At 51.7% G+C, this 18883-nt stretch carries 9 protein-coding genes, 3 tRNA genes, 3 rRNA genes and 4 pseudogenes; 5 read left to right on the forward strand and 14 right to left on the reverse strand.

The annotated features are described in order from the left end of the window. Positions 1-956: 956 nt before the first annotated feature. From GPOALKHO_RS04955 to GPOALKHO_RS04965, 3 genes and pseudogenes are all read right to left on the reverse strand, one after another. A pseudogene (locus tag GPOALKHO_RS04955) lies at positions 957-1370 on the reverse strand (class II glutamine amidotransferase); the annotation flags it as partial. 39 nt (positions 1371-1409) lie between these two features. After that, a complete protein-coding gene (lpcA, locus tag GPOALKHO_RS04960; RefSeq protein WP_406703271.1) occupies positions 1410-2006 on the reverse strand; it encodes a D-sedoheptulose 7-phosphate isomerase in 597 nt (198 codons plus the stop codon). 524 nt (positions 2007-2530) lie between these two features. Continuing rightward, positions 2531-2674 (reverse strand): hypothetical protein, encoded by a 144-nt coding sequence (locus GPOALKHO_RS04965; protein WP_406703272.1) that lies wholly within the window; start codon positions 2672-2674, stop codon positions 2531-2533. Positions 2675-2912: 238 nt separating this feature from the next. Between GPOALKHO_RS04965 and GPOALKHO_RS04970 the strand changes: the two are divergent. Then, positions 2913-3468: pseudogene (locus tag GPOALKHO_RS04970) on the forward strand (hypothetical protein); the annotation flags it as partial. Between the two features lie 325 nt (positions 3469-3793). On the opposite strand, the pseudogene GPOALKHO_RS04975 reads toward GPOALKHO_RS04970, so the two are convergent. Continuing rightward, a pseudogene (locus GPOALKHO_RS04975) lies at positions 3794-4194 on the reverse strand (allantoinase); the annotation flags it as partial. A 500-nt stretch (positions 4195-4694) separates the two neighbouring features. Continuing rightward, positions 4695-5465, reverse strand: a complete 771-nt coding sequence (gene dnaQ, locus GPOALKHO_RS04980; protein WP_406703274.1) for a DNA polymerase III subunit epsilon — start codon at positions 5463-5465, stop codon at positions 4695-4697. Between the two features lie 53 nt (positions 5466-5518). On the opposite strand from dnaQ, the gene rnhA reads away from it, so the two are divergent. Next, positions 5519-6010: a ribonuclease HI gene (rnhA, locus tag GPOALKHO_RS04985; protein WP_406703275.1), complete on the forward strand. Its 492-nt coding sequence runs from the start codon at positions 5519-5521 to the stop codon at positions 6008-6010. Positions 6011-6041: 31 nt separating this feature from the next. On the opposite strand, the gene GPOALKHO_RS04990 is transcribed toward rnhA, so the two are convergent. Beyond that, positions 6042-6758: a class I SAM-dependent methyltransferase gene (locus GPOALKHO_RS04990; RefSeq protein WP_406703277.1), complete on the reverse strand. Its 717-nt coding sequence runs from the start codon at positions 6756-6758 to the stop codon at positions 6042-6044. Positions 6759-6803: 45 nt separating this feature from the next. Here GPOALKHO_RS04990 and GPOALKHO_RS04995 point away from each other — a divergent pair, with 45 nt between their 5' ends. Together GPOALKHO_RS04995 and mltD are read left to right on the forward strand one after the other, a co-directional pair. Next, entirely contained in the window at positions 6804-7079 is a 276-nt protein-coding gene (locus GPOALKHO_RS04995) for a hypothetical protein (RefSeq protein ID WP_406703278.1), read from the forward strand. A 487-nt stretch (positions 7080-7566) separates the two neighbouring features. Continuing rightward, a pseudogene (gene mltD / locus GPOALKHO_RS05000) lies at positions 7567-8915 on the forward strand (murein transglycosylase D); the annotation flags it as partial. 141 nt (positions 8916-9056) lie between these two features. On the opposite strand, the gene GPOALKHO_RS05005 reads toward mltD, so the two are convergent. Further along, positions 9057-9893, reverse strand: coding sequence for an endonuclease/exonuclease/phosphatase family protein (locus GPOALKHO_RS05005; RefSeq protein WP_406703280.1), 837 nt, complete (start codon positions 9891-9893; stop codon positions 9057-9059). 406 nt (positions 9894-10299) lie between these two features. On the opposite strand from GPOALKHO_RS05005, the gene GPOALKHO_RS05010 reads away from it, so the two are divergent. After that, positions 10300-10629, forward strand: a complete 330-nt coding sequence (locus tag GPOALKHO_RS05010; protein WP_406703282.1) for a hypothetical protein — start codon at positions 10300-10302, stop codon at positions 10627-10629. A 906-nt stretch (positions 10630-11535) separates the two neighbouring features. On the opposite strand, the gene GPOALKHO_RS05015 is transcribed toward GPOALKHO_RS05010, so the two are convergent. The 7 genes from GPOALKHO_RS05015 to murI all read right to left on the reverse strand — a co-directional run bounded on the left by GPOALKHO_RS05015 (position 11536) and on the right by murI (position 18793). Further along, positions 11536-11612: transfer RNA gene (locus tag GPOALKHO_RS05015), tRNA-Asp, on the reverse strand. Positions 11613-11740: 128 nt separating this feature from the next. Next, positions 11741-11857, reverse strand: a 5S ribosomal RNA gene (gene rrf, locus GPOALKHO_RS05020). Positions 11858-12079: 222 nt separating this feature from the next. Next, positions 12080-14988 (reverse strand): 23S ribosomal RNA (locus tag GPOALKHO_RS05025). A gap of 358 nt (positions 14989-15346) precedes the next feature. Beyond that, positions 15347-15422 (reverse strand) — tRNA-Ala (locus GPOALKHO_RS05030). A 173-nt stretch (positions 15423-15595) separates the two neighbouring features. Continuing rightward, positions 15596-15672, reverse strand: a tRNA-Ile gene (locus GPOALKHO_RS05035). 71 nt (positions 15673-15743) lie between these two features. Beyond that, positions 15744-17285 (reverse strand): 16S ribosomal RNA (locus GPOALKHO_RS05040). The 16S, 23S and 5S rRNA genes sit together here with 3 tRNA genes alongside, the layout of an rRNA operon. A gap of 635 nt (positions 17286-17920) precedes the next feature. Next, the gene (gene murI, locus GPOALKHO_RS05045; RefSeq protein WP_406703283.1) at positions 17921-18793 is read right to left on the reverse strand and encodes a glutamate racemase; all 873 of its coding nucleotides are present in this window, start codon (positions 18791-18793) and stop codon (positions 17921-17923) included. Positions 18794-18883 lie beyond the last annotated feature (90 nt).

Below are 18883 nucleotides of genomic sequence, written 5' to 3' on the forward strand. Positions count from 1 at the left end.
TAAATGGGGGTTCCGCTCCTCTTCCCAATGCAGCAGCAATTGATGTTCCAGTTGCCGAACCATTACGTGACATGTAATCCAATTAGCCGAACGCCGGGATCGCCGCGGCGCTGTTCCCAGGCCTGATGCGCGATGGCTATCCCGTTTATTGGGCCGCGGCCAGAATAATCTCCTCTCACGCTTCCCAGAGGGTGATACGCCAGGGTGCGTTAATACAGTGCGAGCGTCCCCAGACTACCCGACCGAATTTGTTAAATTGGCGCCGTCGGCGCAGGTGATAAGCCCCATCTCGCTGAATTTTTGGCGGTCACCCTTCAGACGCCCAGGTTCTTCGCCAGCGGCAGTCGCAGCAAGAACGCTGGTATGGCAGCGAGGGTAAGGACATGTTAGCTATTGGGTTTATTGGAATCGGAGGCGACTTCGCTAAAAACTAACCGGTGCTACGCCAGCCGAGGCCGATTAGCCGCAACTCATCGGCAATCTCCTGACAGATGGTGCGCTATCAAGGCGCTGGAACCATCGCAGCAATCGCTGTCGGTAACGTCCATAAACGCCTCATCCAGCGATAGCGGTTTGGTGAGCTAGGTATAGCAGGTGAAATGGAGCAGATGTGATCCGAAGCCTCTTTATGCACCGCCATGCGGCCAGGGATTACCGTCAGATGGAAGTAAGGTTTTAGCGCCATGGTTGTAGACATGGCGCTATACACACCATAGATAATGTCGCTAGCGATAGGAACTATCCTAACAGTTATTGCGCTATTAATATCAAATTCCCCCAATGATTACGATCGGGTACATGGTTATTCGGGCGCTAAGCTGATGATTCACGGTGATCGCCACTTGAGCTATGTGGAAAATGCGTTGATCAATGGCCAGGCGCAGGTAAAAATTAATATTTTCCGTTTTGCAGAAATATGCAGCGCCACTACTATTCGAACAATTATAAATTCTTCGGAATAATATCCATTCCGGCGCTACCCGCTGCCAGGTTTCGTTACCAAGTCATCTACCGGGTGGAAATCGATTTCCATATCCTGATCGAGCAAAGTGGCTTTGCCGAACAGGGTGCGCCGGGTTATCCAATAGAGATTACTTGAACAATGCCCCATAACGTAGCAGCCGTCGACAAGCGTCACCCTACCGCGATTAGCCTGGCGAATACGGGAGACCACTGTGCAGGATTTGATAGGATAATCGTGCACTAAACGGGCGATGAACGAATTAATGCTGGGCAACGGTCTTGAACGTATGGCAGCCCAATCCCTCAAGGTGCCTCCTATGCAGTCCTTGTGCAGTCCGGTCCAGCAGCTGCGCTATACCAGGGCCGAAAATACTGAAACAAATATCTGTTGGTACATTAGTGCTCATTGCCGAATAATTCACCCATGCTCCTCTTCTGTCGATTCCCTACCGGATTGGCTTACCCCGCGTCGCCATTTCTTTCTCGATGAGCAGTATTAGGATATGAATGACCTTGATATGGATTTCCTGGATCCGATCGGCATAACCGAAATGGGGGACACGGATTTCTACATCCGCGCTGCCAGCTATTTTACCACCCTCCTTGCCGGTCATGACGACAACCCGCATCCATTTGGCGCGCGCGGAGTCAATGGCGCGGATAATATTCACCGAGTTGCCAGAAGTGGAAATACCGACCAAGACATCGCCCCGATTACCCATCGTTTCAACATAACGGGAAAAGACCTGCTCATAACCAAAATCGTTGCTCACGCAGGAGAGATAGCTGGGATCTGAAATGGCGACAGCAGGATAGCCCGGGCGGTTTTCGCGATAGCGGCCGGTTAATTCTTCGGCAAAATGCATTGCGTCGCAGTGGGAACCGCCGTTGCCACAGGAAAACACTTTGCCGCCGGCCTTAAAAGTATCGGCAATCAATTTGGCCGCATCTTCAATAGACTGGATATGGCGCTCATCGCTAAGGAAATTTTGCAGAGTTTGCAGGGCTTCGTTAAGCTCCTTACAGATCAAATCCTGATGCATGGGGGTCGTCCCTCACTCAAGGCTGGCAAATGGATGAATTTTCCGCCCGCAGTTTACCGGAATTCCCCTATTGCGAGAAGCGCCGTTCAGGCGGTAGTTTTGCGCTATCTCATAAAAGAGGCAGACAATAAGTCTATTTGTAATTGTACCACATAATGGTACAGGGAGGGCATGGTCATGGCGCATGGGGCGATGAAAACAGATAGGAGTCCCGCCCCATTTATCACTTAACGCGCTAATTAGGGCCACCCCACCGTTTTCGTGCCTGCCAACGCCCGAACGATCGCTGGAGCGTGCACCGTAGTTTAGGCAAAAGCCGCGCGTCACTAAGGAGGAGGGGCGGCAGGAGCGGCGCGATATTATTTGATTAGCACCTCCATCGAAATTCTGATGGTGATGTCATCGCTGATGTTTGGCACGAACTGCCCCATTTTAAATTCTGAACGCGAAACCCACAGCGGCTTTTGGCCGTCGGATGTCCGCCCTGTTTATTCAATCCTGTTTATTCAAAACTATATCCAATATCACCGAATGGTAATGGTCAAATTGCCAAAGTTGGCGGTGGGGTGATTCCACGAGAACAGCAGCGAAGTATGATTGGGATTCAAATAGTAGATTTTCGTTTTTATCTGGGCGGTACCCGAAGCTAGCAGCAGCCCGCTGGCCACCGGCAACAATGTCTTTTCATCACAATCATATCCGCCATATTGCCGAAATGACCTTCATCATGAAGGCTTTATGAAGGCTTTCGGTGGGGATTGTTACTGAATATATTTATTGACTATATTCAATAATAATTTTAACCAAAATCGTTACGGACATTTAGCCGTCTACACGTCTTGATTATCTATTATCGCCAGCATGTTATACTGGCACAAAATTCGGCTATCGGGAATCATATTAGCCATGAGTACCCCGCTTATCCCGCAAAGTAATTCTCCGTCCTAGGCACTACCACCTTTACATAGATGCGCGCTAGCGCAACGCCATCAGGCGATTAACCTTCCTCAGGGTTTTCCCAATTTTGACGGTCCCGAGTATTTGAAATCCTGGCTGGCCTGGCACGTCAGCCAGGGCGCTAATATGCCCTGACACAAAGGCCGACATGCGCCGCATCGCGCTGTAACCCCAGCGTTCCGCGTTGACTGGCGCAGTTCGGCGAAATATTGAGCAATCGTACTCGATTGGTTGTCCTTAATTTAATACGTTGCATAGTCGTATTGAGCGATGAAGTCTACGGCGGCCATCACAGAGCATGCTGGCGCATGACCTCCTTCGGCAAGACTTATCATATGACCGGATGGAAAAAGCTATTGTGTGTCGCCGCCACCCCTGAGAGGCGCACAAAATTCATCAATACCCAACCTTTGCGGTCAATATCCTGTGAGCTGGCTCTCGCCGATATGCTTCGCCAGGGGCCGGCTACTGGTAGACGTTGCCGGCGTTCTACCGCCAGTGGCGCGCCACCTCTACCCGTTCATGGCCGACATGATAATGACGGTGCCCATCGGCAATTCTGAACATTTATTATAGCGGTACGTCACGTCGTCGAGCTGCACCAGTAAGAAACGATTTCACCGTGTCGGCTTGGGTCGTAATGACCGCACAGCCGCCTTATACCATAGCGCCTACCATCGGCCTGTGCGCCGCGCCCATTGTACAGCCATGCTACTACACGCGTTTCTGGCAGGGCATTGACGGCCGCTTCCATGGCAAAACCGGCGGTAAACATTTCCGGCAGTACAAGTTCCGTTCAGTTTTGACATCAACCCCGGATAATGCAGCTAGCGCCCACCGTGACTAACTACATCATAATTAGCCGTTTTGATGGCCTCCATCGCTGCCGGGTTGTGCGTCAGCACCATGGCTATAGGACGGCCAACGACAGATCGCGGTGGCTGAACTCCTGGCGGATTCACCAAAACTGGCCAGGGAGCTGTATTCATAGAGCGGATCCATCGACATGTGTCTTTCCGGATAACTGGCGGCGCCACGATAGAAAAGGAACTGTTTTGAACACGAGTCCCCATGCAGAACATGCCTTTCGGCCCCTTCTTCATAATTCCAAATTGCACTACGATACGAACTTGCCAAGGCCAGCCGGCATACGGGGCTTTCCAGCATAACCGATAAGATCGCGTGGATAATTGGCGTTGAAAGCGAAACTTTTTTCGGTCGTGTCACTCATTGTCAGTTCTTTTTTGTGAGCCGATGTTTTAGTTTGGTCCTGCGGGGTTAATTCTTTTTGTGTCGGAAAATTGCGCACAGAAGCGGTAAATTCAGCGCTGCCAGCGCCTTAACGATGACCGGTACTCCCGCCGCTCATGCCATTATATCACGTCGCTGCTGCCATCTGCTGCGCAAAACTCAGAGTGAGCAATGGCCACGTAACAACAGTACGATTGCCCATTACGTCACGGTTTGCGTTTGCGCTGCGCGATTAAGACTATCGAGACAAATGAGGTAGAGACAGGGACAAGGACGAAGACAGTATAAATGGTTGACGGTTCGAATGAGATTCGAACCCGCGCTTCCCGGCGTGACAGGCCGGTATTCTAATCGACATTACCACACCGCACCTGTGCTTTGTCTGGAAAGCGAGGCGAATAGTACAGCTGAGTAACGTCAGTGCCTTTCATGCGCGACAAAATTGTTTACTGATAGCAGTACACTGCGTTCATTTTAGCCTCACGGAACGGTTTTATTCGCTTTGTGCAGAGCTGTTTCACGCCACAGACAGCTGCCGCCCTTTTTCTGCACCAGATCCAACCGCTGCTCATGGGCTAGGACTTCCTCATCGCTGGCGTAAACGATCTTCAGCGACGTTTTGGTGCGCTGCACCCGCTGAATTTGCACGGTGTCGCCTACTTCGCGCTGCTCTTGCTCCCCTTCCATCGCAAAACACATGGCGGTCTGGCCGCCGGTCATCAACAAGAAAACGTCCGCCAGGATTTTGGCGTCGAGCAAAGCGTTGTGCAGCGTACGCTTACTGTTATCGATCAGATAGCGGTCGCACAACGCGTCCAGATTATTACGCTTCCCGGGGAACATTTTACGCGCCAGCAGCAGGCTGTCCGTTACCTTGCAAAAGGTGTCGATTTTAGCGATACCGTGATTAATCATCGCAAACTCATGGTCCATAAATCCGATATCGAAGGGGGCGTTATGAATGACTAATTCACCGCCGCGAATGAATTGTAAAAATTCATTCGCCACGTCGGCAAACGTCGGTTTATCCGCCAGAAATTCGTCACTAATACCGTGGACATTGAACGCCTCAGGGTCTACTAGACAGTCCGGTTTCAGATAGACGTGGAAACGCCGACCGGTCAGGCGGCGATTAATGACCTCTACTGCACCAATTTCGATAATTCGGTGTCCCTCGTAGTGGATACCCAACTTGTTCATACCGGTGGTTTCAGTATCCAGAATAATCTGTCGCGTAATGTTGGTGCTCATAATGCTCGTTTATGTCAGACTTGGGCTTTTAACATGGTGCAAGTTTACCAGAGATGCGCAAACAGGTTGAAATCTTCACCGACGGTTCGTGCCTGGGTAATCCCGGCCCCGGAGGCTATGGTGCAATATTGCGCTATAAACAGCATGAAAAAACCTTCAGCGCCGGTTATCGCCTGACCACTAACAACCGTATGGAGTTGATGGCGGCCATCGTGGCGCTGGAAGCGCTGACGAACGCCTGCGAGGTCGTGCTCAGTACTGATAGCCAGTATGTCCGTCAAGGAATTACCCATTGGATTCATAACTGGAAAAAGCGCGGCTGGAAAACCGCAGAGAAGAAATCGGTGAAAAACGTCGATTTATGGCAGCGGCTGGACGCAGCCATTCAGCCCCATATCCTGCTCTGGGATTGGGTGAAGGGCCATGCAGGCCATCCGGAAAACGAACGCTGCGATGAACTGGCGCACACCGCCGCCGGCCATCCGGCTTTGGAGGACATCGGCTATTGGGTAGAAACGCAAACGGATTGTGGCCTGGCGGATTAAAGCGGTCTCACCCCTCTTTCCAGGAAAGCCGCTACCGGCAGCTGTGAGCGATGGCATTTACCGGCCAACGCAAACCCCGCGTGGACGCTTTATTTTTCAGTGGCGTCAAGCGGAGGGGAAACGTGCGCTTGCGCGCGACTATCAGGCTCAGGCAACCCATTGCGAGGAAATGGGTACTGAGTGGCCGCCCCACTTGTCGTCGTCGCCATGGCAACATCTGCAGATGAGCGCGATGCAATACTTCGAAATTAACCACCTCCAACAAATCCAACAGCCGCATCTGCGTATACATTCGGCTTCTGTACGGCTGGCGGCGAAAAAGGATCGGGCAGATCTTGCCAAGCCCCAGCATGCTCACAGGGTTGAACGTCGAGATGACGAGCCAGCCGTCATCAATGAGGACCCGATCGACCTCCCGCAGCAGCCGGTGCGGATCGACAGTATAGGATAAAGTATGGGCCAGTAAGCAAGCGTCTACCGACTTATTGGCGAACGGCAGTTGGTAAGGATCGGCGATAACGTGTAAACCTTCTCCCTCAAGTCCCACGTTGACCTGATGGGAAATCGCACAATCATCAGTATCTAGATCCGCACTCAACGCGCCGACTTTGAGTAAATGAAACCCGAACAGCTTAGGCCACCACGCTTTCAAATCCTGCTCCAACGCCTGGCGATAGTAAGCCCCGCAGGGAATATCGTCCCATGAAGTAGGCGCCACAATAGTTTTGTTACTTTGCGCTGATTTCATGTTGGTCTATCTTCTAAGGGCCATAAAGAAATAACGAGGTCAACAATGAATATTATCAGCATTTCCGCACTGGCGGATAATTACATTTGGCTTTTACACAATGATGGCAGCCAATGCCTGGTATGCCTGGCGGTCCATGGCGAGGCGGCGTCGGTGTTACAGGCGCTTGCCGACCGCCACTTAGCCATTGTCGCTATTTTATTGACCCATCATCATGACCATGTGGCCGGTGTCGCTGAGCCGCTACAGTATTTCTTGGTGCCAGTCTATAGCCTTGAGAAAAGGGCACGGCCCAGATTGTTAGCAAAGGTAATACACTGACCTTACTAGGTCATACCTTTAGGATGATAGCATTGCCCAGTCATACACTCAGACATATCGGATTAGCACCTCCTGGCTTTTAGCGGCGACATGGGGTTTTCCCGCGGGTTACGGTCGGCTTTTCGAGGGCACGCCTAAGCAAATATACGCCTCTTTTCAAAAGTTAATCATCTTTCACCGATACCATGATCTGCTCCGCTCTTGAGTATACTTCAAGTAATTTTGACTTCGTCGCCACCTTGTTTCAAGATCGCCTGATCACAGGTTATCAACGTAAAATTAAAGAGTTACATCTAAAAACCAACCTAGCTTGCCACAATGCTACATTTGGAGCGTCAAATTAATATTTTTATGTTCCGTCATATTGACTTACAAACAAATTAAACGCTCAATTACTCGGCAGAAGGATCATTTCTGACGGTTTGGTTGTAATGTTTCAGCCTTCAAAGTATTATTGCTCATCTTTTAAGCGACTATTGACATACAGATGAAGACTCGCGCGATCTTATTCGCCTCGGTCTTGCTAGTGGCGTGTCAGACGTCCAGGCAGGACACCCCCCCCTCCGAACAGCGTGCACAGAGTATTTCTTCGGCAAGTCAAGGTGAAGCGGGAAAGTACACAGATGATCTAGCGGGTACCGCAAGATGGCAAGATATCAATAACAGCCTGCCGCAAGGCGATTTGTGGAACTTTATTGGCGACGAGTTGAAGATGCAGATACCGGATAACGCCAGGGTTCGTGAGCAACAAGAGCGTTATTTGAAACATACGAGATATCTCCACGATATAACATTACGAGCAGAGCCGTACATGTACTGGATAGTCGAACAAATTAAGCAACGTAAGATGCCAATGGAGCTAGTACTGCTACCGATCGTGGAGAGCGCTTTTGACCCGGAGGCAACATCTACCTCAAACGCAGCTGGCCTTTGGCAGATAGCTCCCCAGACAGGCAAGAATTATGGCCTGAAACAGAACCAATGGTATGACGGCCGTCGTGATGTGGTGGCGTCCACTACCGTCGCGCTGGATATGATGCAGCGGCTTAATCGTATGTTCGACGGCGACTGGTTATTGGCTATTGCTGCCTATAATAGCGGTGAAGGTCGTGTTATGCAGGCCATCAAGCGTAATAAAGCCAAAGGCAGCGCCACTGACTTTTGGTCTCTGGCGCTGCCGCGTGAAACTACCATCTATGTTCCGAAAATGCTTGCGCTCAGCAACCTCATTAAGAATAGCAAACAGTTTGGCATTACGCTACCTAAATCGAATGCACAACGCGCATTGGCACAGGTGGAAGTCGGCCAGCAAATGGGTTTAACGCAAGCGGCGGAAATGTCCGGCCTATCGCTGAGCAAACTGAAAAGCTTTAATACCGGCTATAAGCGCAACGTGACGGCGCCAAACGGGCCGCATTATATCATGCTACCCAAGGCGCATGCTTCGCAGCTGCGCACCTCGCTGGCGGAAGGTAATATTGCGGCAGTGCAGTCCACGCAGTTGGCGGATAACAACTCCGGCAGCGGCAACGGCAACTATAAGGTTCGTGCCGGCGATAGCTTATCCGGAATCGCCAAGCGGTTGAATGTCAAAACTACTGACTTGCAAAAATGAAATAACATGCATAGCGGAAACTGGGTTAAACGCTGACAGTCGGCAGCAGCTCGCTGCACAACAGCGCCTCCCATCAAGTGCGCAAAGGGAGTTCTCTAGCGAATGTCGCCCGCCGTCACGGTATCGATATCAATGACGTCATGTGCTGGAACAGTGCTTTGGACAATGCCGACAACCTGCAGCTGGAACTTAGGCTGTTCCTATTTGCAACGGCAAGTTCACAGACTCTTGATCTATCACTGGCTGTACTCTTGCCCGCGGCGGTGTTGGGCGATGATAGGTTGTGTCCAAATGGGCTGATGTCAGAGTCAACGAAAAGCAGATGCCAAAACGTCTACCTTTATGTTCCACTATAGCGTAGTTTATCCTCCAATGCTGATAATTGGCTCCGCTGGCGCCCGCTCGTACCGCGGAACGGGCTCGAATTCGACCAGCAAAGGGTTATGGTCAGAAGCCTCGGTTACTAACACCGAGGCTTCACAGACGTTCATATCGCGGTAAAAGACGAAATCCAGCGGCCGGCCAAACGCCCGTTTGCGCTGATCGTCGACAAATCGCACCTCGCCCAGCCCCATCCGTTCCGCGAATTGGTAGAGTGCCAACATGCGCTGGCGGCTCCAGGCATTGAAATCCCCCGCCATGATAACCGGGCCGCTATGATTGCGGATCTGTTCACCAATGGGGTCGAGCTGTTTACTATACACATCAATGCCCAGGCTGAAATTTACCGCGTGGATATTGACCACCATGAGCAGTTGCCCGTTATAGATTGGATACATGGTGACCAGAGCTGACTTGGCTAACCGCAACAGCGGCTCGCGCTCGCGCAGCGGACAGCAATAGACCGGATGCGCGGCGGAAAGGGTCATAACCCCTGACGGATGCTGCAGAAAAATAAGTGCGGGAACCTGGTCAGCCGCCAAATAATGCGAGGTAGCGAATCGAACTAGCTCAGGTGTTGTCTGCGCTTCCTGCAACAGAAGCAATTGAGCATCTTTACCAAACCCTTGGAGCACTGACAACCAATTAGCACACTGCTGTTTATAGATATTCCATACCATTACTCGCAAAATACGTGAGCCTGGTAAAGGTTCTCCTGCCGGCAGCACCTGCTCTAAGTGGCCAGAGGCAAGAGGCGGAAAGATACGCTCGACTGGCTGGCCGGCGACATACCTGACGGCATATGTTTTTCTTGGCACGGTTACCGCCTATTCAACTGAGTTTTGCGCCTGTGGCGGTGTTTGGGTTGATTCTGTTTTAGTCCACAGACACCTAACTATCCTACGCTTTTATAAGCTCTCGACTCGGCAAATTCAATGCAGAGCCACGACATATTGATCTTGCCCTACGCAGTATATCCAGAAGTGCCTCTACCTTGGCGAGACCGCCTGCTGCGGCAACGACGACACTGACACTGCCTGGCTAATTTGCCGTGAATGAGGCATGCCGCTACCAAGTACTGCGCCATAGTATTCATTACTGCCAAACTTGTTTATCGTGAGAGTTTAAAAGTCAAGCAGTCGGCAACGCGCTGCAATCGAGAGAGATGGTGGATAACCGCTTTAATCTTTATCTTCATGGTAACATAATGAAGATATTAGTCTGTTGGCGCATTGCTACAGCGGTAATGGCGAAATGCTGCGCAATAACCGCCTGTTTTCCAGCCGAAAAACGCTGATGCAAAGTTTTCGCTTTGCAAGCTGTAGCGCTTATCTCATTGGATTGCCGCATAATAAGCAACTACTGCGCCATCTGGCGACACATTTTACCGGTGGTTACAGGGCCGAAGTGCTCTATCAGTTTAGCATGCAATTAGGTCAGGCCACCCTTAGTCTTGCTGAGGGCGACTTCTGCTTCTTTGAAGAATTAACCCACAGAAAATTCAAAACGACCACGATATTCAGCACGACCCGCAGGGAAGCGAAACGGCCTTGAGCGCTGGCTGCCACATTCAGCGCATTCTACCAGGGACGCTTAACGTATTTCGCTTTAGCAACGCCGACTATGAAGTCTGAGAGAGTCGGCAATTATTGCGCCCGGTAAAATGCTACTACGATAGAGAGTGGGATTCAAAGGGTGTTACTGTTTGCTTTACGCTGTTTGTCTTCACCGGTGCGGCTGGTACCAAACCCGACCCCGATTATCATCCAGTACTGGCACCCTGTACTGGATGATAATCGGGTAAACCTGATCTGATGATTCTGGGGCAATAATCATACACATAATTGCCACGGCATCATCTTATTTACCACTCGAACGACGGATTCAGCGTAGTGCCCATCACCAACAGCAGTAAGTTCGTTTGGATCGATTAATCTATGCTCTACAGCACTGCTGGCCTCGCACCAGCGCTCGCTAGTGGCCTCACCGCTAGCTCGGTCGAAGTGTTGGTCAATCGCTTGTTTTACGATGGTAGATGTTATGATCTTGAGCGGGAATTAGTCCGTGCACGCCACTGCCAATGAAATTTACTATCTACCCTGATCGGTAGATATCCAGGGTGAACCAGGCGAGCTGCATTATTACCGCGGCAGGCCTGGACAGCTTTTTGGTCAGCGGCGCTATACCTCCATGAGGGTGTCCTTGCGGAGATTGCCGGCCTCAATTCAAAGACGCCACAGAGCGTTATGTTGCGCTAGTACCCGAAACCGCTCCTCTGGTTCATTTTGCAAAAACGACTTGAGCTATTTCGTAGCGACCACCGATGGATGTAGCAACTTAAGATCTAACAGCCTGAAATTAGCTAGGCTGGCTTTCTCTCACTGCGGAGAGACTCGAACTCCCAACACCCGGTTTTGGAGACCGGTGCTCTACCAGTTGAACTACGCCCCTAAATGAAAGTGGCGGTGCGGACGGGACTCGAACCCGCGACCCCCGGCGTGACAGGCCGGTATTCTAACCGACTGAACTACCGCACCATCGAACATGACACGCACCAGATTAGCATGAAAGGGGGTGAGACGCCCGTTGATATTCTGGGTGCTTATGCTCCTGTCGACACTGTTTGTGGCCCGATATTAACCAGCACAACCTTTTTAAAATGGATACCTGGCAGTTTCCTACTCTCGCATGGGGAAAACCCCACACTACCATCGGCGCTACGGCGTTTCACTTCTGAGTTCGGCATGGGGTCAGGTGGGACCACCGCGCTAGTGTCGCCAGGCAAATTCGTTGTCTGCACCGCTTTCGCCGTACGGAGGGCTCCGGGCTCTGGCTACCCAACCCTCACTTACGTGATCATCGGGCGTTATCCGGAACATCACTGATGGTGTCTCGTGTCTTGTCTCTTAGCACATGAGCGACCACATTTTGCCTGCATTTGCTGCAGGTGTTGGTGGTATTACCTGCACTTTTGTGGCTCGCTCTCAAACAGCTCAGGTGTTGTAAGGTTAAGTCTCACGGGTCATTAGTATCGGTTAGCTCAACGCCTCGCAGCGCTTACACACCCGACCTATCAACGTCATCGTCTTTAACGTCCCTTCAGGAGGCTCTAGACCTCAGGGAAGACTCATCTTGAGGCAAGTTTCCCGCTTAGATGCTTTCAGCGGTTATCTCTTCCGCACGTAGTTACCGGGCAATACCATTGGCATGACAACCCGAACACCAGTGGTGCGTCCACTCCGGTCCTCTCGTACTAGGAGCAGCCCCTCTCAATCTTCCAGCGCCCACGGCAGATAGGGACCGAACTGTCTCACGACGTTCTAAACCCAGCTCGCGTACCACTTTAAATGGCGAACAGCCATACCCTTGGGACCTACTTCAGCCCCAGGATGTGATGAGCCGACATCGAGGTGCCAAACACCGCCGTCGATATGAACTCTTGGGCGGTATCAGCCTGTTATCCCCGGAGTACCTTTTATTCGTTGAGCGATGGCCCTTCCATGCAGAACCACCGGATCACTAAGACCTGCTTTCGCACCTGCTCGAGCTGTCACTCTCACAGTCAAGCTAGCTTATGCCTTTACACTAACCTCACGATGTCCGACCGTGATTAGCTAACCTTCGTGCTCCTCCGTTACTCTTTGGGAGGAGACCGCCCCAGTCAAACTACCTACCAGACACTGTCCTCGGTCCGGATGACGGGCCTGAGTGAGAACATCAAACATTAAAGGGTGGTATTTCAAGATTGGCTCCATGCAGACTGGCGTCCGCACTTCAAAGCCTCCCACCTATCCTACACATCAAGGCTCAATGTTCTGTGTCAAGCTATAGTAAAGGTTCACGGGGTCTTTCCGTCTTGCCGCGGGTACACCGCATCTTCACGGCGAGTTCAATTTCACTGAGTCTCGGGTGGAGACAGCCTGGCCATCATTACGCCATTCGTGCAGGTCGGAACTTACCCGACAAGGAATTTCGCTACCTTAGGACCGTTATAGTTACGGCCGCCGTTTACCGGGGCTTCGATCAAGAGCTTCTCGCAAGCGATAACCCCATCAATTAACCTTCCGGCACCGGGCAGGCGTCACACCGTATACGTCCACTTTCGTGTTTGCACAGTGCTGTGTTTTTAATAAACAGTTGCAGCCAGCTGGTATCTGCGACTGGCTTCAGCTCGGGGCGCAAGGCCCTCCACCTACACACCAGCGTGCCTTCTCCCGAAGTTACGGCACCATTTTGCCTAGTTCCTTCACCCGAGTTCTCTCAAGCGCCTTGGTATTCTCTACCTGACCACCTGTGTCGGTTTGGGGTACGATTCGATGTGACCTGGAGCTTAGAGGCTTTTCCTGGAAGCGTAGCATCAATTCCTTCACCACCGTAGTGGCTCGTCATCACGCCTCAATGTTAAGAATGAGCGGATTTGCCTGCTCATTCCACCTTCACGCTTGAACCGGGACAACCGTCCCCCGGCGAACCTAGCTTTCTCCGTCCCCCCTTCGCAGTCACACCCAGTACAGGAATATTAACCTGTTTCCCATCGACTACGCCTTTCGGCCTCGCCTTAGGGGTCGACTCACCCTGCTCCGATTAACGTTGAACAGGAACCCTTGGTCTTCCGGCGAGCGGGCTTTTCACCCGCTTTATCGTTACTTATGTCAGCATTCGCACTTCTGATACCTCCAGCAGCCCTCACAGGTCACCTTCACAGGCTTACAGAACGCTCCCCTACCCAACAACACATACGTGTCGCTGCCGCAGCTTCGGTGTATGGTTTAGCCCCGTTACATCTTCCGCGCAGGCCGACTCGACCAGTGAGCTATTACGCTTTCTTTAAATGATGGCTGCTTCTAAGCCAACATCCTGGCTGTCTGGGCCTTCCCACATCGTTTCCCACTTAACCATGACTTTGGGACCTTAGCTGGCGGTCTGGGTTGTTTCCCTCTTCACGACGGACGTTAGCACCCGCCGTGTGTCTCCCGTGATAACATTCTACGGTATTCGCAGTTTGCATCGGATTGGTAATCCGGGATGGACCCCTAGCCGAAACAGTGCTCTACCCCCGTAGATGACTTCACGAGGCGCTACCTAAATAGCTTTCGGGGAGAACCAGCTATCTCCCGGTTTGATTGGCCTTTCACCCCCAGCCACCAGTCATCCGCTAATTTTTCAACATTAGTCGGTTCGGTCCTCCAGTTAGTACTACCCAACCTTCAACCTGCCAATGGCTAGATCACCGGGTTTCGGGTCTATATCCTGCAACTAAACGCCCAGTTAAGACTCGGTTTCCCTACGGCTCCCCTATATGGTTAACCTTGCTACAGAATATAAGTCGCTGACCCATTATACAAAAGGTACGCAGTCACACCCCGAAGGATGCTCCCACTGCTTGTACGTACACGGTTTCAGGTTCTATTTCACTCCCCTTGCCGGGGTTCTTTTCACCTTTCCCTCACGGTACTGGTTCACTATCGGTCAGTCAGGAGTATTTAGCCTTGGAGGATGGTCCCCCCATCTTCAGACAGGATATCACGTGTCCCGCCCTACTCATTGAGCTCACAACAAGCGCACCTTCGGATACGGGGCTATCACCCTCTGTCGCCGGACTTTCCAGACCGTTCTCCTGATGCGCAAGCTGATGATGGCTCTGGGCTGTTCCCCATTCGCTCGCCGCTACTGGGGGAATCTCGGTTGATTTCTTTTCCTCAGGGTACTGAGATGTTTCAGTTCCCCTGGTTCGCTTCGTCAGGCTATGGATTCACCTGACGATGATGCAACGAATTGCATCGGGTTTCCCCATTCGGACATCGCCGGCTGATAACGCTTCATATCAGCTCACCGGCGCTTTTCGCAGATTAACGCGTCCTTCATCGCCTTTGACTGCCTAGGCATCCACCGTATACGCTTAGTTACTTAACCTCACAACCCTGAGCTGTCTGCATTTGGTTCGACGGTCTGCCACGACTTCCGGGCTTTCAGTCACTTGCGTCGTCTCGCTTGAGTCTCACCATACAGGCGAGACTCGGCACAGTCTGTGAGGACCGGGCTGAAACGACAGCGCCTATCGCACGACAGTGATAACGTTAAGCGTTATCTCAGGTTTGCTTACTTCGTTTGAGAGACTCACATGCTGAGCTTGCACTTCAGCATGTGTTTCAAATTTTCAGCTTATTCCGGATTGTTAAAGAGCACGATATTTCAGAGCGCGTTTATCAAACGCGCTCTGAAACAAATCAACGACAGAAAAATCGCTCATCCCACAAATACATTCCATGAATGGTGGAGCTAAGCGGGATCGAACCGCTGACCTCCTGCGTGCAAAGCAGGCGCTCTCCCAATTGAGCTATAGCCCCAAGTCGTTCATCTTGCATATGCCTGGTCTACCTGCATGCCAGGTAATGCTTCGTTCACCACAGTCAATAAACAGGGCGACAGCCAATCTTCTTTTCACCGCATGCTGAACACAGCCTGACACGTTTGCCTGACAACAACACGCTGCGGTCTCATTCATCGGGATAAGTGTAACTGGTAGGCCTGAGTGGACTTGAACCACCGACCTCACCCTTATCAGGGGTGCGCTCTAACCACCTGAGCTACAAGCCTATAGGAGGTTTCTTGCTCGTGGTAGTTATCAGACAATCTGTGTGGGCACGTCACTTAACGTATCGTTTAGGTAAGGAGGTGATCCAACCGCAGGTTCCCCTACGGTTACCTTGTTACGACTTCACCCCAGTTATGAATCACAAAGTGGTAAGCGCCCTCCCGAAGGTTAAGCTACCTACTTCTTTTGCAACCCACTCCCATGGTGTGACGGGCGGTGTGTACAAGGCCCGGGAACGTATTCACCGTGGCGTTCTGATCCACGATTACTAGCGATTCCGACTTCATGGAGTCGAGTTGCAGACTCCAATCCGGACTACGACGCACTTTATGAGGTCCGCTGACTCTCGCAAGATCGCTTCTCTTTGTATGCGCCATTGTAGCACGTGTGTAGCCCTACTCGTAAGGGCCATGATGACTTGACGTCATCCCCACCTTCCTCCGGTTTATCACCGGCAGTCTCCCTTGAGTTCCCGACCGAATCGCTGGTAACAAAGGATAAGGGTTGCGCTCGTTGCGGGACTTAACCCAACATTTCACAACACGAACTGACGACAGCCATGCAGCACCTGTCTCAGAGCTCCCGAAGGCACCTAGGCATCTCTGCCTAGTTCTCTGGATGTCAAGAGTAGGTAAGGTTCTTCGCGTTGCATCGAATTAAACCACATGCTCCACCGCTTGTGCGGGCCCCCGTCAATTCATTTGAGTTTTAACCTTGCGGCCGTACTCCCCAGGCGGTCGATTTAACGCGTTAGCTCCGAAAGCCACGGCTCAAGGCCGCAACCTTCAAATCGACATCGTTTACGGCGTGGACTACCAGGGTATCTAATCCTGTTTGCTCCCCACGCTTTCGTACCTGAGCGTCAGTCTTCGTCCAGGGGGCCGCCTTCGCCACTGGTATTCCTCCAGATCTCTACGCATTTCACCGCTACACCTGGAATTCTACCCCCCTCTACGAGACTCTAGCCTACCAGTTTCAAATGCAGTTCCCAGGTTGAGCCCGGGGATTTCACATCTGACTTAATAGACCGCCTGCGTACGCTTTACGCCCAGTAATTCCGATTAACGCTTGCACCCTCCGTATTACCGCGGCTGCTGGCACGGAGTTAGCCGGTGCTTCTTCTTCGGGTAACGTCAACAGATGGCGCTATTAACGCCATCGCCTTCCTTCCCGCTGAAAGTGCTTTACAACCCGAAGGCCTTCTTCACACACGCGGCATGACTGCATCAGGGTTTCCCCCATTGTGCAATATTCCCCACTGCTGCCTCCCGTAGGAGTCTGGACCGTGTCTCAGTTCCAGTGTGGCTGGTCATCCTCTCAGACCAGCTAGGGATCGTCGCCTAGGTGAGCCATTACCCCACCTACTAGCTAATCCCATCTGGGTTCATCCGATGGTGTGAGGCCAGAAGGTCCCCCACTTTGGTCTTGCGACGTTATGTGGTATTAGCTACCGTTTCCAGCAGTTATCCCCCTCCATCGGGCAGATCCCCAGACATTACTCACCCGTCCGCCGCTCGCCGGCAAAGAAGCAAGCTTCTTTCCGTTGCCGCTCGACTTGCATGTGTTAGGCCTGCCGCCAGCGTTCAATCTGAGCCATGATCAAACTCTTCAATTAAAAGCTTGATGCTCAAAGAATTAAAACTGGTATTCCTATGAATATTCGTTGTTCACTCTTCAAGACTTGATATTTCGTGTATCGATACTGTCTTATGAGTGCCCACACAGATTGTCTGATAAATTGTTAAAGAGCGTGTCCGGGAGGGTAATTCCTCTACCGGTACAAGTGGCGTATACTACGCTTTTCCGCTGCAGAGTCAAGCTTTTATTTAACCTTCGTGGACCGCTTGCCTCTGGCTGAGCCGGTAAGTCGCAACGACTGCTCCCGGTCAGTGGAGGCGCATTATAGGACCTTCACGACCGGTGACAAGCGCTATTTTCGCCGAATGGCGATAAATTAAATGAAGTACTCTTTGTGCACCACCCATTTATCACCGGAACCTGTTTTTAGTCACCTCTGATTTTTAGTCAACTCTGACGCCCACCTCTAGCGCGTACACGGGGTGAGGCTGGCTTCGCGATCGCAGATCACGAAGTAGAGAGAGCATAGAGAGATGCAACGCCAGCAGCCAAGGCGTGTTCGCGCAAGGGTGAGGGCAGCACAATGAGATAGGTCGGATTAACGCTGTGTCCTGACCCCAAGCAGTACGACCTATTATTTAATAGTGTCGATGGTTAAGCATGGCCTGCTGTTTAGAGCGTAAGTTTTTCCAATGATCCGAAACCATAGCGCGTCAATACGGGCATCAGCGCCATCGCTTGCGGCGTGGCGGCAAGGCAATAAACTCTGTTCGGTCCAGCTTCGCTTTGTAGGCCGCTGACATCGATATTATGTTCCACCAACCAGGCGACACGACGAGCAATAGCTGAGCCGGAATCGACCAGGCGGGTTCCTTCCGGCAGTGTCGACTGTAATTCTGGGCTTAGCAGGGGAAAATGAGTGCAGCCAAGCACAACCGTGTCAGGGGGATCCACCGCCCTCAACCAAGGACGAAAGAGTTCACGCAGCACCGGCAGTGGCACCATTTCACCGTGCAGTTTGGCTTCTGCCATATCTACCAGTTCGGCCGCCCCCAATTGCAAAATTTGGCAATTGGGGGCGAATTGATTGATCAGATTGTGAGTATAGCTATGCTGTACAGTAGCGCGGGTCGCCAGTAGTCCAACGATGCCATTACGGGTAAGCCTGGCCGCTGGTTTGATAGCCGGCACTACGCCGATGATAGGGCATGGAAAATGCTCGCGCAACGCCGGCAGTGAAATCGTGCTGGCGGTATTACAGGCAACAATAACCATATCGAGCTTATGCAGCCGCCACATCGCACCAACAATGGCGACGATCCTATCAACAATGAACTGTTCAGATTTCTCACCGTAAGGGAACGCCTCATTGTCAAATACATACAGATAACGGGCGTCCGGCAAGGGTTGCCTGACCTCATTATAAATCGATAGCCCCCCCACGCCGGAGTCAAAGACAATAATGGTGGGCCATTTAGCAGCGATGCCGTCAGAAAGCATAAGTCCCGATGAGACAGAATTCCCGTCCCGCAGTTTGGTGGCCATAATCATACTTTTCATCGAATATATTGGCAAATCTACCACGAACCGTCAAGCTAACGGTAATTCAGCGACCAGTCGGCATTGACCACCAAC

Origin of the sequence: Sodalis sp. (in: enterobacteria) (genome assembly GCF_036327475.1) — a bacterium.
Taxonomy (GTDB): domain Bacteria; phylum Pseudomonadota; class Gammaproteobacteria; order Enterobacterales; family Enterobacteriaceae.